The sequence below is a fragment of the Pseudoclavibacter sp. 13-3 genome (genome assembly GCF_021168475.1).
GTDB lineage: Bacteria > Actinomycetota > Actinomycetes > Actinomycetales > Microbacteriaceae > Pseudoclavibacter_A.
The window spans coordinates 409510-424742 of the sequence record NZ_JAJOZT010000001.1; the positions used below are offsets into that span (position 1 = coordinate 409510).

General features: G+C 66.1%; 14 protein-coding genes and 1 tRNA gene. 1 reads left to right on the top strand and 14 read right to left on the bottom strand.

The window, feature by feature from the left end; genetic code table 11:
* Nucleotides 1–20 precede the first annotated feature (20 nt).
* From LRX77_RS01780 to thrC, 4 genes are all read right to left on the bottom strand, one after another.
* Nucleotides 21–887, bottom strand: coding sequence for a 3-hydroxyacyl-CoA dehydrogenase (locus LRX77_RS01780; RefSeq protein WP_231831142.1), 867 nt, complete (start codon nucleotides 885–887; stop codon nucleotides 21–23).
* Nucleotides 884–1627: a TetR/AcrR family transcriptional regulator gene (locus tag LRX77_RS01785; protein ID WP_231831143.1), complete on the bottom strand. Its 744-nt coding sequence runs from the start codon at nucleotides 1625–1627 to the stop codon at nucleotides 884–886. The genes LRX77_RS01780 and LRX77_RS01785 overlap by 4 nt, the downstream gene beginning before the upstream one ends.
* A gap of 299 nt (nucleotides 1628–1926) precedes the next feature.
* Complete coding sequence (locus tag LRX77_RS01790) at nucleotides 1927–3519, bottom strand: cryptochrome/photolyase family protein (protein ID WP_231831144.1); 1593 nt, start codon at nucleotides 3517–3519, stop codon at nucleotides 1927–1929.
* Between the two features lie 69 nt (nucleotides 3520–3588).
* Complete coding sequence (gene thrC, locus LRX77_RS01795) at nucleotides 3589–5016, bottom strand: threonine synthase (RefSeq protein WP_158031816.1); 1428 nt, start codon at nucleotides 5014–5016, stop codon at nucleotides 3589–3591.
* Nucleotides 5017–5157: 141 nt separating this feature from the next.
* On the opposite strand from thrC, the gene LRX77_RS01800 reads away from it, so the two are divergent.
* Nucleotides 5158–6282 carry a 5-methyltetrahydropteroyltriglutamate--homocysteine S-methyltransferase gene (locus LRX77_RS01800; protein ID WP_231831145.1) on the top strand — a complete coding sequence of 375 codons (1125 nt, stop codon included), beginning with the start codon at nucleotides 5158–5160 and terminating at the stop codon, nucleotides 6280–6282.
* Here the strand turns inward: LRX77_RS01800 and pabB are convergent.
* The 10 genes from pabB to LRX77_RS01850 all read right to left on the bottom strand — a co-directional run bounded on the left by pabB (nucleotide 6236) and on the right by LRX77_RS01850 (nucleotide 15214).
* On the bottom strand, nucleotides 6236–7837 hold the full coding sequence (gene pabB, locus LRX77_RS01805) for an aminodeoxychorismate synthase component I (RefSeq protein ID WP_231831146.1): 1602 nt from the start codon (nucleotides 7835–7837) through the stop codon (nucleotides 6236–6238). The genes LRX77_RS01800 and pabB overlap by 47 nt on opposite strands.
* Nucleotides 7834–8646: an aminotransferase class IV gene (locus LRX77_RS01810; protein ID WP_231831147.1), complete on the bottom strand. Its 813-nt coding sequence runs from the start codon at nucleotides 8644–8646 to the stop codon at nucleotides 7834–7836. The genes pabB and LRX77_RS01810 overlap by 4 nt, the downstream gene beginning before the upstream one ends.
* A gap of 102 nt (nucleotides 8647–8748) precedes the next feature.
* On the bottom strand, nucleotides 8749–10254 hold the full coding sequence (locus tag LRX77_RS01815; protein WP_231831148.1) for an aldehyde dehydrogenase family protein: 1506 nt from the start codon (nucleotides 10252–10254) through the stop codon (nucleotides 8749–8751).
* A 548-nt stretch (nucleotides 10255–10802) separates the two neighbouring features.
* Nucleotides 10803–10875: transfer RNA gene (locus tag LRX77_RS01820), tRNA-Ala, on the bottom strand.
* Between the two features lie 297 nt (nucleotides 10876–11172).
* Nucleotides 11173–11517, bottom strand: coding sequence for a TIGR02611 family protein (locus tag LRX77_RS01825; RefSeq protein WP_231831149.1), 345 nt, complete (start codon nucleotides 11515–11517; stop codon nucleotides 11173–11175).
* Entirely contained in the window at nucleotides 11486–11872 is a 387-nt protein-coding gene (rsfS, locus tag LRX77_RS01830) for a ribosome silencing factor (RefSeq protein ID WP_231831150.1), read from the bottom strand. The genes LRX77_RS01825 and rsfS overlap by 32 nt, the downstream gene beginning before the upstream one ends.
* A complete protein-coding gene (locus LRX77_RS01835; protein ID WP_231831151.1) occupies nucleotides 11869–12969 on the bottom strand; it encodes a hypothetical protein in 1101 nt (366 codons plus the stop codon). Before LRX77_RS01835 ends, rsfS begins: the two co-directional genes overlap by 4 nt.
* The gene (gene nadD / locus LRX77_RS01840; RefSeq protein WP_331716122.1) at nucleotides 12970–13584 is read right to left on the bottom strand and encodes a nicotinate-nucleotide adenylyltransferase; all 615 of its coding nucleotides are present in this window, start codon (nucleotides 13582–13584) and stop codon (nucleotides 12970–12972) included.
* Between the two features lie 14 nt (nucleotides 13585–13598).
* Complete coding sequence (locus tag LRX77_RS01845; protein WP_231831152.1) at nucleotides 13599–13814, bottom strand: hypothetical protein; 216 nt, start codon at nucleotides 13812–13814, stop codon at nucleotides 13599–13601.
* Nucleotides 13815–13912: 98 nt separating this feature from the next.
* Nucleotides 13913–15214 carry a glutamate-5-semialdehyde dehydrogenase gene (locus LRX77_RS01850; RefSeq protein ID WP_231831153.1) on the bottom strand — a complete coding sequence of 434 codons (1302 nt, stop codon included), beginning with the start codon at nucleotides 15212–15214 and terminating at the stop codon, nucleotides 13913–13915.
* Nucleotides 15215–15233: the final 19 nt, after the last annotated feature.

The window sequence follows — 15233 nt, forward strand, 5'->3', positions numbered from 1 at the left end:
TGCGAAGCGCGGCTGTCGCGTCATGCGGTCTTGTCGTAGACGTAGAAGCCCTCGCCCGACGCGCGCCCGAGCTTGCCCTGGTCGAGGTAGTGCTCTTTCAGCCAGGCGGCGATCTGCTGCTTGCGCTCGTCACCATGCGCCATGATGTTGTACGGAGTGTTCAGACCCACCACATCGAGAATCTGGAAGGGGCCCATCGGCGCGCCGGTTCCGATCCGCCAGACGTTGTCGACGTCGGCGGGCTCGGAGTAGCCGAAGACGACCAGTTCGAGCGCTGCGTCGAGCAGCGGCACGAGCAGCGAGTTCAGCACGTACCCTGACTTCTCTTTGTGCAGCGGGACCGGCACCATGCCCATCTCTTTGGCGTAGGCGACGACTCGGTCGAAGACCTCAGGCGAGGTCTGTTCAGTGCCCATGACCTCGGCCGTATTGTGCAGCCAGATCTCGTTGGCGAAGTGCAGGGCGAGAAAGCGGTCGGGACGGTCGGTCGCGCTCACGATGTCGCTTGGCAGCAAGGTCGACGAGTTCGTCGCGAAGATGGTCTTCGCCGGTGCCGAGGCGCTCAGCTTCTGATAGGTGTCACGCTTGATCGCCACGGCCTCGGGCACGGCCTCGATGACCAGATCTGCGTCGGCCACCGCGGCCGCGAGATCGCTGCTCACGCTCAGACGGGACAGAGCCGCATCGGTCCGGGCCTCCGTTGCCCCGTCGACCTGCTGCTGGTACACCTTGGCGAGGCCGGCGAATCGCGCCTTTGCGTGCTCGAGAATCTCGTCGCTGATGTCATAGGCGGTCACGGTGAACCCGGCGTAGGCGCTCTGGAAGGCGATCTGCGATCCGAGCACGCCGGTGCCGAGCACGGTGACGTTGGTGATGTTGCTGGTCATGATGGTTCCTTTCGGTTTTTCTTTGGGTCGTTGGTCTTGACGTCGATCGTGCTGACCGGGGTCGAGGCGCAGATCTCGACGGCGCGCACGCGGAGCCCGTCGACGATCATGGCCACCTGCAGTCGCAGATCGGCGAAGTCGTTGTTCAGTGCGTCACTGGCGCGGTGCGGCTGGATCAGCAGCACGTGCAGATCGGCGAAGATGCTGCGGGCAGCCTGCAGGGCGACCGGCTGGAGGCGGGCGGATGCCGTGGCCGACAGCTCGGCGTCGCCCGCTCTGATTTGGTCGTCGAGATCGGCCATCAGACGATCGCAGAGACGGTGCTCCATCTCTTCGACGAGTGCGAGACCCTCGGCACGGTATGGCTCGTCAGCATCGGCGAAGATGAGCTCACGCTGGAAGAGCGCGGTGTTGCGTGGCTGGTCTGCGGCCGCCCGCAGAATGCACACGGCGTAGGCGAGAAGGGCCTCCGTCGTCTCGGCCTCTGCGTCCATGGCGCGCTCTGCTGCGGCCAAGGCCTCGCGCAGCCGCTCGTTGTATACGAGCAGCAGCAGCTCCGGCTTGGTGGCCGCATAGCGGAACAGCGTGCCTGCGGCGATGTCGACACGCTCGGAGATCTGCTGGGTCGTCGTGGCGTCGAAGCCCTGTGCGTCGAAGAGTTCTGCGGCCGCGTGTATGATGCGCCCGAGCGTCTCTCGTTTGCGACGGGCGACTCGACCTTCGCTTTTGGTCACCGTCATTTCCCACCTCCAGGATCTGCGCAGCCGACACCGCGTGTACGCGCAAACTCCTCAGGAAGCCTGGTGAGCCTGCTCATTTCTGAGTGTACTCATGTTTTGACGCATTTCGATACCCTCCAGGCAAGTTTGCGCGCCCAGAATGTCAGCAGAAAGAACAGTCGATCTCGCAGTACGAACAATCGATCTCGCAGAAAGAGCACTCGATACCGGCGCTCCGCAGCGCAGAGCCCCGGGCTATCTGCCGATCGCCGGCTCTGACGCAGCTCTGCTCGCGGCCGGGCGCGTCACCGTCACCTTGATCACTGGTGCCACCGAGGCGTCCGCGTGAGTTCGGCATAGGCTGCGAGCGCACGCGCACGACTCGCGCGCAGGTCGACCAGCGGCTCGATCCCGGGCTGCCTCGCCTGCCACCGGTCGACATACTCTCCCTGCGGGTCGAACCGACGCCGCTGGGTCTCGGGGTTGAAAATGCGGAAGTAGGGCGCAGCGTCCGCCCCGCACCCGGCAACCCACTGCCAGTTGAAGGGGTTGCTCGCGGCATCCGCGTCGACGAGCGTGTCCCAGAACCAGCGTTCCCCGGCCCGCCAGTCGATCATCAGGTTCTTCGCCAGATACGAAGCGGCCACCATGCGCACGCGATTGTGCATGACGCCGGTCTGCCAGAGTTCGCGCATACCGGCGTCGACGAGCGGCTCTCCCGTGCGGCCCTGCTGCCAGGCCCGCAGCTCAGGGTTCTCTGCGGCAGACATCGCGGCACCCGCGGCCTGCCCGGCCCCGGCTCGCCACGGAAACGCATCGAATCGCCGGTCGAGGTTGGTCGTCGCCAGATCGGGATGCTGAAAGAGCGTGTGCCATGCGAACTCCCGCCAGCCGAGCTCGCTCAGGAACGTCCCGACCGACCGACCGCTCGCGATGGCCTGGCGCCAGACCGTTGCCGGGCTGATCTCTCCCCACCGCAGGTGTGGCGAGAGCCCCGAGACCGCGTCGTCGTCGGCAGGTTCGTCACGGTGCTCGGCATACTCGTCGATCGGCGCGGGTCTCTGTGCACTTCCCGGCGCAGCATGCGACGCTTCCTCGCCCAGAAAGGTCGCCAGCCGTCGATGGGCCGCGTCCTCTCCCGGTGTCCACCGATCCGCGAGGCCCGCTGACCAGTCGGGAGCGCTCGGCCGCAGGTTCCAGCTCGCAAGCGTCGTCGAGAACGTCTCGGCGGCCGAGCTGGCAGAGCTGGCAGAGCTGGCAGACCGCTCACGTCCTCCGTCTTGCGTCGGCAGTTCGACGGATGCAGGCGTCAGATGGTCGGGCGCCGGCACCGGAGCGCGAACGGGCAGTTCGCCGCAGGCTCGCCAGAAGGGCGAATAGACTTTGTACGCTCCCCCGGTCTTCGTCTGCACGGTCCAGGGTTCGTGCAGCAGATTCGCCGCGAACGACTGCACGGCGACGCCTGCGTTGCGCAGCCGGAGCTTCAGATCGGCGTCGATCGCCTTCTCTGGTCCGTACCGCCGGTTCCAGACCACCCGGGTGATCTGCGTCGCCCCGGTGGCGACGTTCGCGCCACCTTCTGTGTGCGCACCAGACTCGACAGGCACACCGACCTCAGCGTGTGCGCCTGCACCTGCACCAGCACCAGCACCCCAGATGAGACGCGGAATCACTCCACGGGCGGCTCCGCGCTCGAGCAGCAGCGGCGCGCCGAGCTCGGCCAGCCGCTCGCTGAGGCGCATCAGAGACTGGTGCAGCCACCACTTCGCCGCTCCGCCCAATGCGCGGGTCTCCGGACTCTGCTCATCGAGCAGGTAGACGCAGACGACGCCCTCCGGGTCACGAGACGCCTGCAGCAGCGCCGGGTTGTCCCTCACCCGCAGATCGTCTCGAAACCACACCAGAGTCGTCATGACCCCAGCTTAGTTCACCTGGTAAGTAAGCTCCGCTGGTACAGACCTCGCGCCGTCAGCTGCGCAGACTCAGACCTGCGCCGTCAGCGCGTGCTCCTCGAGGTACGCACGCACGGCATCCACATCATCTGGCAGATCGACGACGTGTTGAGGCTGCTGCAGCAGTTCACGCACGGCGGGCGAGATCACGTCGACGTCATCGCCCAGTGCCTCGTGCACCGTGTCGCTGAACTTGGCCGGCAGCGCCGTCTCAAGCACCAGGGTCAGGCCGGGCACATCGAGCTCATGCGCCACCGTGACCCCGTCAGCGGTGTGCGGGTCGATGACGACGCCGCTGTGCTCATAGGTCGATCGGATGCTGGCGAGCCGGTCGGCGTGAGTACTGGTTCCGCTGATGAAGCCGAATTCGGCGTGCAGGCGCGGCAGCTCGGCGCTGAGGTCGAGGCGACCAGTGCGCTGCAGCTCGGCCCAACGCTCGGGGAATGCGTCTGTGCCCAGCAGCTCCCAGATGAAGCGTTCGAGGTTCGAGGCCTTCGAGATGTCCATCGAGGGGCTCGACGTGGCCAGCGTCTCTTCGCGCGAACGCGGCACGTACACACCGGTGCGGAAGAAGTCGTCGAGCACGTTGTTCTCGTTGGTGGCGAGGATCAGACGGTCGATCGGCAGCCCCATGCTGCGCGAGAGGTGACCCGCGTAGATGTTGCCGAAGTTGCCCGACGGCACCGCCACCGAGAGCATCGCCTCGGCGCGGTCGGACTCGGCCACTGCATCCGTCGCACGCAGCCACGCCCAGAAGTAGTACACGATCTGTGCGCTGATTCGGCCGAAGTTGATCGAGTTGACGGCGCCGATGGCCTGGTCGGCCTTGAACTGTGCATCGCCGTTGATCGCCTTCACGATGTTCTGGCAGTCGTCGAAGACTCCGTCGATGGCGATGTTGTGCACGTTGTCGTCGGTGATCGAGTACATCTGCGCACGCTGCACATCGCTCATACGGCCCTGTGGCGAGAGCATGAACACGCTGATGCCGGGCTTGCCGCGAAAGGCGTGCTCTGCGGCCGAGCCGGTGTCGCCCGAAGTGGCGCCCAGGATGTTCAGCCGTCGGCCGCGGCGCGCGAGCACGTAGGGCATCGCCTCGCCCAGAAACTGCATCGCCAGGTCTTTGAAGGCCATGGTCGGGCCCTGCGACAGGCCCACCAGAACTGTGCGCCCGTCGAGCGGGGTCAGCGGCACGACCGGGTCGGGAAAGCGCTCGGGCCCGTAGGCCTTGGCGGTGAGCGCTTCGAGATCGGCAGTCGGGATGTCGGTCGCGTAGAGCGCGATCACCTTCGCTGCGAGCTGCGGGTAGGTCAGCGACCGCCACGACTCGCGCTGTTCGGCGCTCACCTGGGGAATCGTCTGCGGCACCACGAGCCCGCCGTCGGGGGCGAGACCGTCGAGCAGCACCTCGGTGAACGTCGCGGGCTGCATGCCCCCTCGTGTCGAGACGTACTGCAGATCGGTCTGCTGGTCGATCGTTCCCTCGGTCATGCGGTTCGTGCCTTTCGATAGACGGCGCTCATGCGGCTGCGCCTCAAGGATACCGGCTGGCGACGACAGGCCGCCCTGTGCCACCGCCGAACTGATAGAACTGAACGCATGACAACCTCGCACAGCATCCCCTTTCGCGCCGACCAGGTCGGCAGTCTGCTTCGCCCGCCCGCCGTTCACGACGCGCGTGACCTCTTTGCCCGCGGCGAGATCGACGCTGTCGCGCTGCGCGCCGTCGAAGACGAGCAGATCGCACGCGTCATCGCCAAGCAGCAGGAGGTCGGGCTGCAGGCCGTGACCGACGGTGAATTCCGTCGCGCCTTCTGGCACTTCGACTTCTTCAGCGGGCTCAACGGCGTCGAGATCGTCGAGGAAGACAGCGGCATGGCCTTTCACGGCACGGCGCCGAAGCCGCACGCCGTGCACATCACCGGCAAAGTGAGTTTTCCCGACGACCACCCCATGCTCGAGCACTTCCGCTTCGTGCGCGACCACACCACGGTCACGGCCAAGCAGTGCATCCCGGCGCCGACCGTGATGCACTTCCGTCTGGCTCCCGAGAGCATCGATCACAGCGTCTACCCCGACCGTGCCTCGCTGTTCGCCGATCTGGCACAGACATGGCGCGATGCCGTGCGTGCGTTCCACGCCGCCGGCTGCCGGTACCTGCAGTTCGACGACACCGCCTGGGCCTACCTGTGCTCGGATCTCGAACTCGAGCGCGCCCGTGAGCGTGGTCTCGACACCGAGAACATCGCTCAGGCCTACGCCGACCTGCTGAACGACATCGTTCGCGACCGCCCTGACGACATGACGATCACCACGCACGTCTGCCGTGGCAACTTCCGGTCGACCTGGATCTCGTCAGGCGGCTACGAGCCGGTCGCCCCGTACCTGCTCGGCCAGGTCGACTACGACGGGTTCTTTCTGGAATACGACTCTGACCGTGCCGGCGGCTTCGAGCCACTGCGCTTTCTGCCCCATGACGGTCGCCGGGTCGTGCTCGGCCTGGTCACGTCGAAGTCGGGTGACCTCGAATCGGCGGATGCCGTGCGTGCGCGCATCCGCGAGGCCGCGGAGTTCGCCCCGCTCGATCAGCTCGCCCTGAGCCCGCAGTGCGGCTTCGCCTCGACGGAGGAGGGCAACGTGCTGACCGAGGAGCAGCAGTGGGCGAAGCTCCGCGAGATCACGAAGATCGCCGACGAGGTCTGGGGCTTTCCGCAGGATCGCTGAGCACGGGGTGCAGCAGCGCAGCGCCGACCACCCGCGCTTTGACCAGCGTCTCGGCGTACTCGGCTTCGGGCTGTGACAGCTGAGTGATCGCACCCCCGACGCCGAATGTCGCCCGGTGCGGCTCGACGATGATCGTGCGAATGACCACGCTGAGCGAGAGCGTGCCGTTCAGCGAGAGCCAGCCGAGGGCACCGGCATAGACACCGCGGGGGCCGCCCTCGAGCTCGTCGATGATCTGCATCGTGCGGCGTTTCGGCGCTCCGGTCATGGAGCCGGCCGGAAACGTCGCGCGTATGCAGTCGATCGCCGTGCAGTCGTCTCTCAGCTCTGCCCTGACCGTGCTGATCAGCTGATGGGCACCGGGAAACGACTCCACGGTGAACAGCCTCGGCACCCGCACGGTCTCTGGCCGGCACACACGACTCAGATCGTTTCGCATGAGATCGACGATCATGAGGTTCTCTGCGCGCTCTTTCTCCGACCTCCACAGCTCGTCGCGGCGCTGCGCGTCCTGGCGCGGAGTCGCTCCGCGCGGACTGGTACCCTTGATCGGCCGCGTCTCGACGGTTCTGTTCTCGTCGACTGTCAAGAAGCACTCTGGCGACGCGCTCAGCACCGAGAAGTCACCGCATCGCAGCAGTGCGCCGTAAGGAACCCGCGACAGCTCCCGAAGCCGCCGATAGGTTGACACCGGGTCGACCGACGCGGCGTACTCCCCCATGTTGGTCAGGCACACTTCGTACGAGTCACCGGCAGCTATGTGGCGCTGGCTCGCCTGCACCCGTTCGATGTAGCCAGCTTCGTCGTGACGAAAGGCGAAAGTCGCCCGCAGCGTCGCATCGTCTGGGAGCGTCTGTGGCTGAGCCAGCACGGCCTGCCGCGATCGCGCTGAGCTCAAGCCGGGTTTCTGATGCGTCTGCGAGTGACTGCCCGATGACGCGTGCGGCGATGCCGCCAACTCCATCAGCGTGCGGGCGGTGCGCCGTATCCAGAGCCGCGACGCAGCATCCAGCCTCGTGTCGCCCCCGTTCGAGCGCAACGCCAGCAGCTGCACGTCACCCGTCACATGATCGAAGACGATCGCTCGCTCGACAAACGTCAGACGCCCGTCTGGCACGTCAGATGGGGTCAAGTCGGCCACGCCACAGGTGTTGGCCTTCAGCCCGTAGCCGAGATAGCCGACATAGCCGAGGCAGAAGCCTCCGGCTGCGGGCTGCGGCGCTCGCACGGCGAACCGCGTCAGCTGTGTCTGCGCAACGTGCAGCAGGTCTCCGTTGACACGTTCGCGACTGCCGTCGGCGGCGATTCTGCTCGTGTCGGGTTCGCCGGCGCGATACGAGAGCACGTGGGCATGCACGCCGTCGACTGTGCCCAGCACGCTGATCTTCGAACGTTCATCGTCACTGTTGCTGTCGAGCCAGAAGCTGTGCGCGTCATCGGCGTAGAGGGCTGCATGCACATCGGCGGCGCAGAGATCGATGCGCAGACGTCGCACATCGACCCACCAGTGTTCAGCGGTGGTCTCGTCAGCCGTGGTCTCGTCAGGTGCTGTCATGTGTGCTCTTGCGTACTGGTCGTGCTCGTGCTGCGGCTCGGCATCGTCTTCACGTGCGCGGCCACCCACCGGACGCCGTCTTCCGCCGCCCCGCAGCCATCTGTCGTCACCGTGTCGAGCCACTCGACGAGGTGCTGCTCACGGCCTCGCAGCGCCGCTCGGTACTCGTTCGCACGCCCGATCGATGCGACTCGAAGGCCGTCCCAGGTGCTCACCACGCGAATGCCGTGCAGCGAGCTGAGCACCCACACCTCGTCGGCGGCACGCACCTCGGCCGGGGTGCAGAGCCGCCTCACGACGGTGTCGCCTCGAAGACCAGCGATCTGCGCGAGGGCCGCTTCTGTGACGCTCGGCAGTCGTTGTTCACTGCGCGACAGCACCAGGCAGCCCTCTGACCAGTGCACGATGCTGCTGAAGGCGCCCTCGCGAAGCGTTCCGTCTGCGCCCACCAGCACCGCTTCGTCAGCTCCATTCGCCTGCGCCTGGGTGCGCAGCGACATCTGCACCGGAAAATCCGGGCCCTTCAGCGCTGGCTGCAGGCGAGGGTCGAAGAACTGCGGTGTCCAGAGCCGCACCTCGGTGCGCAGCGTCGCCTCTGCGATCGGTCGAATCTGCACCGCGCACACCTGCTGATCGATCGATATCTTCGGGAACCACAGGCCCGCTGCGAGTTCCGGTCTGCGAAGCAGCGCGCGGTAGACAGCGCGCACTCGGCTCAGCGCCCAGCCGCTGGCGCGCGACAGGCGCTCGATGTGACCGTCGACATCACGCACACGGCCGTGTCTGATGAGCAGCGAATCGTGCAGCATGGGTCAACAATATCCGGGCCACGGTGCAGCACGGTCAGGATATGTCGCCAGCACCACGGGCTGATATGGTGCCGTCATGAGGCTGCCCCCTCCCTGCCTCGACTATGCCGACTCGAGCGTCTCAGATTCCAGCACCGCGACCGCCCGCGGGTCCTGGAAGTCGCGCAGGCCGTCCAGCCCCTGCTCACGCCCCATACCCGACGACTTGAGTCCGCCGAACGGCGCGCGCAGATCGAGCCGGTTCGCGCCATGGTCGTTGACCCACACGTACCCGCAGACCAGCTGGCGAGCGACCCGCCGGGCCCGCGCCCCATCCATCGTCCAGACCGAGCCGCCCAGCGCCGCCCAGCTGTCGTTGGCCTGGCGAATCGCCTCGGCCTCGTCGTCGAAGGCGATCACCGGAATCACCGGCCCGAACTGTTCGTCGGCGACCACGCGCAGCTGGGTCGCCGGCTCGACCACGATGGCCGGCCGCACGAAGTTCCCTGCCGCCAGCTCACCTCCCGGCAGCTCGCCGAACTCACGCACGTCGGCCCCGTCGGCTTTCGCCTCGGCGATCAGCGCGTCGACGAACTCCTTCTGCGCCGCCGAGTGCAGCGGCCCCATCGTCGTCTTCGGGTCGGTCCCGTCGCCGAGCACGACCTGTTCGAGCCGTTCTGACAGCCCGGCCACCAGCTCGTCGAGGCGCGAGCGATGCACGTAGATGCGCTTGGCGTTCATGCAGATCTGCCCGGTCGAGTCGAACACCGCGTGGAAGAGCCGGTCGAGATGCTCTTCGTCGAGCGGGGCATCGTCGAAGACGATCGCTGCGTCGTTGCCGCCGAGTTCCAGCGTCACACGGGTCAGCGTGGGCGCGGCGAGCGCCATCATGCGCCGCCCGCCGCCGACGCTGCCGGTGAAGCAGACCTTCGCGACGTCGTCGTTGCGAATCAGCCCCGTCATATGGGCATCCGCGCCGGTCACGACGTTCAGCACCCCCGCAGGCAGACGCTCGGCCACCCGCTGTACGAGCCGCGCGGTCGCCAGCGGCGCGGTCAGTGGCGGCTTCACGATCACCGTGTTGCCGGCCAGCAGCGCATACGGCAGCGACGCCGCGAGAATCGCCAGCGGCCAGTTGAATGGCACGATCACCGTGACCACACCGAGTGGCTGATACGTCACCGTCGTCTCAACCGGAACTCCGGGCTCGGCATGCAGCACGGCAGCCGCATCGACCTGATCGGCCAGGGTGAGCGCCTGACGCCAGCGCAGCTCGAAGACGAGTGCGTCGACCCACGCCTCGGCGACGATCTTGCCGTTCTCTCGTGACAGCAGCGCGGCATCCCCATCACGGTCGGTCGCGATGTCGGCAACGGCCTCGGTCATGAGGCGGGCGCGCTCCTGCGGCGTCAGCGCCGACCACTGCGCAAATGCGCCTTTCGCTGCGGTAACGGCGTCTGCCACGTCTGCGGTCGACGCCGCCGCAGCGCGGCCGACGATGCGGGTCGGCCTCGCCGGATCCGTGATGGCCGTCGTTTCGACGGTCGAACGCGCGGCGCCGTCGATGTAGAGCGACGAGGTCGTCGCAGCGGGCGTCGAATCATTCTGTGGATGCGCGACATCAGTCATGCGGTCTGCTCTCAGTCGTGGGTGGGCGCGGCTGGGTGTGGTGTTCTGCGTACTGGCGCAGGCTGGCACCAACACTATCCCAGCTCCCGGCATCTGGGCGCCCCAGTCTTCATGACTGCCCTCTCGCGCAATTGTTGCCCTCTCGCTGCCGAGCCCACTGTCCTTGCCCCAGCGCAGCACGGATTTGTCGAACATGGCACCGTTCCGCCCAGATTCACCTGATCTCAGCAGAACCATGTGCATCCGAGCGGATCCGTGCCACGGCACACCGCTGATCAGCACAGAGACAGAGGCACAGACAGCCTCTGCTGGGCGTCTCCGCAGGGCATAGCACTGCATTGCCCGCTGCGCACAGATGAACCCCACGCAGATGCCCCCAAACACAGATGCCCCAAAAAGACACAGATGCCCCCGTGAACGAGAATGCATGGCGCATGCGCTGCCCTGAAACCGCCTGACATGCTGGGCGGCCCCAGAAACGCAGAAATCCCGCCAGTTGCACCTGGCGGGATTTCTGAAGTTACGAGTGATGTCTCAACCATCTCGTGTGGACCTGAGGGGACTCGAACCCCTGACCCCCTGCATGCCATGCAGGTGCGCTACCAGCTGCGCCACAGGCCCCTTTCGGAGCTTTGAAAACACCTCACGGCGTTTCAGCCAACTCGATCATCTTAGACTGAAGTAGCGACGGTTTGCAACTCGATCTGTAGATACCTGCCGAAATCAGTCGCCAACAGCTCAGTCACGAAGATCCTCCACGGCCGCCGAGTCTCTGCTTTGCCACGGTTCGTCACAGTGGAAACCACTGACTATTCGCCACGTCGCTCGAACCGCGCTACTCAGCCACGCTGCCCACGACGCTCGTCGAACCGCGCACCACTCAGCCACGCTATTCACCACGCTGCTTCATCCGCGCACTCAGCCACGCCGTGCACGGCGCCGCTCCAACCGAGAGCTCAGCCACGTCCAGAGCCTCTTGAGCGGCTTCAGCGCCTTGGCGGCCCAGGCGAACTCCGTCGAGAGAATGCCGAGACCGAAGAAGATCACAACCCATCCGGGGCCAGGCAGCGGCAGCAGCACGACGCCGAGCACCAGCACGCACCCGCCGAAGCCGGCGACACCGGTCCGCCAGATGCGCAGCATGCGCGGATGCCTTCCCAGCCAGCGACGAAAAACACCCCGCTCAGGGGCATCTGCCTCGTCAGCCGCAGCGACGAGGTCAGCACCCGATTCAGCGAGCAGACGCGCTCTGCGCACCATCATGCAGCTCAAGCTCGACCACGGGCGCGGTGTTCCAGATGCGCTCCAGCGCATAGAAATCGCGCGACTCGGCCTGGAAGGTGTGCACGACCACGTCACCGAAGTTCTGCAGCACCCACTCCCCCAGTTCGCGCCCCTCGCGGCCGCGCATCTTCACACCGTTCTCGACCATGGCGTCTTGCACGGCATCGGCGATGGCGACGACGTTGCGATCGCTTGAGCCGGTGACGATCACGAAGATGTCTGCGAACGGGTTCGTTCCCGAGACGTCGAGCGCGACGATGTCATGCCCGTTCAAGTCGAGTGCGGCCTGGGCGGCGATCTGTGCCAGGCGTTTCGCCTCTGCGGTGGCCGTCATGCGCCGAAGATCCGCAGCAACACGAACACGGTGGCGGCAATGAGCAGCACACCGGCGCCGATCAGCAGGCCGATCGACAGTTTGTTCATGCGATCGTGCTGTGAGTTCTCGGGCAGAATGCGGTCGGTCTCATAGCGACGCACCGTCTCGACCGCAGACACCGGTCGAGTCTCGTCGGTCACGGGCACCGAGTCGCTGGTGTCTGCCAGCGGGTCGCCGCGATCTTTCTCGTATGCGGCCGGGATGACGCCGGTGTCAGTGGTCAGCTGAGGCAGGGTGATCGAGCCGGTCGTGATCAGCACGTCACCGGTCGAGTCGAGCGGCAGAGCCAGACTGTTCTGCTCGGGCGTACTCGGCAGCACCAAGACGCTGGCCGTTGCAGGCCCGGTCGTGATAGTGGGCTTGTCGGGAGCGATCCGAGCATCAACGTCGCTGTCAGACGTCGCAGGAGTGATGATGACCGGCTTGCTGGCCGGCTTCGACTTCGTGAGGGAGTGTTCGACCTCAGTTCTCGCGGTGACCGGATCATCGGCGAGCAGCGGCCGACGACGACGTGGTGCCGACGCGGATGCTGCGGCCTGCGGGGCCGGTGTCTTGGTCGGGGCCGGCGTCTTGGTCGCAGAGCCGACCGACGCTGTCTGGCCGCCGGCAGACTTGCCTCTCGGGCGCGCCGCTTCGACGGGTGCAGCGGGCTTGGCTGTCGCCGGTGTGGCCGACTTCACGAAGGCAGACCCGGCCGAGCTGGCAGGCTTCGGCGCGGCGGCCGTGCTCGTCGACGCCTTCGGGCGTGTCGTCGACGGGCGCACTGTCTCAGTCTGCTGGGCTCCATGCCGGTGATGGGCGCGATGCGCTTCGGCACTTCGTGACGTCGTCTCGGGCGACTTCTGCGCAGGCGGTGTCGGCGCCGAGGTGGTGCGCGGCTGCGACGCTGCGGCCGAGTTCACATGCCCACTCGCCGCCGGCTTCTTCACGTCGTCGTTCTGACTCTTCGACGCCTCGCTCGGAGTCTTCGTCGCTGCGGCCTCGGAGGCAGCCAGCTGAGCCGCGCGCTCTCGTGCACGCAGCTCTCGCCGCGTCAGCTGATGTTCTTCGGCCACTTAGTCCTCATCCCGATACAGTCCGTATTTGCTGATGTACTGGACAACGCCGTCTGGCACCAAGTACCACACGGGCTGACCACGGCGCGCACGCCGCCGACAGTCTGTCGACGATATCGCAAGCGCAGGTATCTCTAGCAAGCTTACGTCGTCATGCGGCAGGCTCGAAAGTGAGAGTGGATGACCGGGCCTGCTGACCGCGACGAAATGTGCGAGCTTCCAGAGCTCTTCGCTGTCTTTCCACGTCAGAATCTGTGCGATGGCATCGGCCCCAGAGATGAAGAAGAGTTCTGCTTCGGGTCGCAGACGATGCAGGTCGCGGAGCGTGTCGATCGTGTAGGTCGGACCGGCCCGGTCGATGTCGACCCGGCTCACCGTGAAACGCGGGTTCGAAGCCGTGGCGATCACCGTCATCAGATAGCGCTGGTCGGCGTCGGTGACGCGACGGTCGGCTTTCATCCACGGTTGCCCCGTGGGAACGAACACCACCTCGTCAAGGTCGAAGGCGTTCGCGACCTCGCTGGCAGCCACCAAGTGGCCATGGTGGATCGGATCGAAGGTACCGCCCATGACGCCGATGCGCCGACGACGATGCGCGGTGGTCTGTGTGTGCACGCGACTGGCGGAGCTCAGTGCCCCTGGTGCGTCTCTGAACCGGCGGCCAGCTCAGGAAGCGGCGGCACGACCTCGTCGTGGTGCCGGTTGTTGACGTCACGGTAGCTGAACACGATGAGGCCCAGCAGAATGAAGAATGCGGCGGCGATCAGCGCGAAGCCCCACGGGGGCATCGGCATCGAGTGCTCCACCGGTTCAGCGGCAAGTACGTTCACGACAGTTGCAAACATTGTGTCCTCATCTTCTGACTACTCACCCCAATGATAGAGGATCATGAGACGTCATCCGTACACGCGAGGCCGTGGGCCCGCCACGCGCCGATCGACGATCAGCGTCTGATCTGCCCCTCGCCCCGCACGAGCCACTTCGTGGTCGTGAGCTCGGGCAGTCCCATGGGACCGCGCGCATGCAGCTTCTGCGTCGAGATGCCGACCTCGGCGCCGAAGCCGAACTGACCGCCATCGGTGAAACGCGTCGATGTGTTGACCATGACCACAGCCGAGTCGACCTCGGCGAGAAAGCGCTCGGCGTTCGCGTAGTCTTCGGTGATGATCGACTCGGTGTGATGCGTCGAGAAGCGGTTGATGTGCTCGATCGCCTCGTCGATCGAATCGACGACGTGCACCGCCAGCTCGAGCGCGAGGTATTCGGTCTGCCAGTCGTGTTCGGTCGCCGGGGTCACGGACGAGTCGATCGCCTGAACCGCCTCATCGCCGTGAATCGTGACGTCTTTGTCGTGCAGCGCGGCCAGCACGGCGGGCAGAACACGCTCGGCGGCATCTCGGTGCACGAGCACCGTCTCGGCGGCGTTGCATACGCTCACCCGTTGGGTCTTCGCGTTCACCACAATGTCGACCGCGTGCTGCAGATCGGCACTGGCATCGAGGTAGACGTGCACGTTGCCGTCGCCGGTTTCGACGACCGGCACCGTCGAGGTCTGCACGACCCGCTGGATCAGCGCCTTGCCGCCGCGCGGAATCAGCACGTCGATCAGCCCACGCGCATGCATCAGGGCGTCAGCGCCGGCGCGACCATGGTCGTCAACGCTCACCACGGCATCCGCCGGCAGCCCGACCGAGCCGATCGCATCGCGCAGCACCTGCACCAGCACGTCGTTGGTGTCGCGCGCAGCCGACCCACCGCGCAGTGCCACGGCGTTGCCGCTCTTGATCGCGAGGGCGGCGATGTCGACCGTGACATTCGGACGCGCCTCGTAGATCACGCCCAGCACGCCGAAGGGCACCCGAACCTGCTCGATGCGCACTCCGTTCGGCAGCCGATGGCCGCGCACGAGCGTGCCGACTGGATCGGTCAGCCCCACCACGACGCGCACCGCGTCGGCGAGCGCCACGATGCGGTCATGATCGAGCCGAAGACGGTCGTGCATGGGCAGCGGCAGGCCGGTCTCGACCGCGCGATCGAGATCGCGGGCGTTGGCTGCGAGAATGCGCGACTCGTTGTCGACGAGCGCTCGGGCGATCGCCTCGAGCGCAGCGTCTTTGATCTCTGACGTGCGCGTCGCAAGCGAGCGGCCTGCCTGTCTCGCAGCCTGCAGCCGCGGTCGCAAGGATTCAAGAGCCGCCTCGCCGGTGAGCTGTGATTGGTCGTCCCGTGACTGGTCTGCTGACATGCCTCACAGTCTATGACAC

Bases quoted from the DNA above. Each gene is read 5' to 3' on its own strand.
- LRX77_RS01780 (WP_231831142.1), bottom strand. From the start codon at position 887: ATGACCAGCAACATCACCAACGTCACCGTGCTCGGCACCGGCGTGCTC.
- LRX77_RS01785 (WP_231831143.1), bottom strand. From the start codon at position 1,627: ATGACGGTGACCAAAAGCGAAGGTCGAGTCGCCCGTCGCAAACGAGAG.
- LRX77_RS01790 (WP_231831144.1), bottom strand. From the start codon at position 3,519: ATGACGACTCTGGTGTGGTTTCGAGACGATCTGCGGGTGAGGGACAAC.
- LRX77_RS01800 (WP_231831145.1), top strand. From the start codon at position 5,158: ATGACAACCTCGCACAGCATCCCCTTTCGCGCCGACCAGGTCGGCAGT.
- pabB (WP_231831146.1), bottom strand. From the start codon at position 7,837: ATGACAGCACCTGACGAGACCACGGCTGACGAGACCACCGCTGAACAC.
- LRX77_RS01810 (WP_231831147.1), bottom strand. From the start codon at position 8,646: ATGCTGCACGATTCGCTGCTCATCAGACACGGCCGTGTGCGTGATGTC.
- LRX77_RS01815 (WP_231831148.1), bottom strand. From the start codon at position 10,254: ATGACTGATGTCGCGCATCCACAGAATGATTCGACGCCCGCTGCGACG.
- LRX77_RS01825 (WP_231831149.1), bottom strand. From the start codon at position 11,517: ATGATGGTGCGCAGAGCGCGTCTGCTCGCTGAATCGGGTGCTGACCTC.
- rsfS (WP_231831150.1), bottom strand. From the start codon at position 11,872: ATGACGGCCACCGCAGAGGCGAAACGCCTGGCACAGATCGCCGCCCAG.
- LRX77_RS01845 (WP_231831152.1), bottom strand. From the start codon at position 13,814: ATGTTTGCAACTGTCGTGAACGTACTTGCCGCTGAACCGGTGGAGCAC.
- LRX77_RS01850 (WP_231831153.1), bottom strand. From the start codon at position 15,214: ATGTCAGCAGACCAGTCACGGGACGACCAATCACAGCTCACCGGCGAG.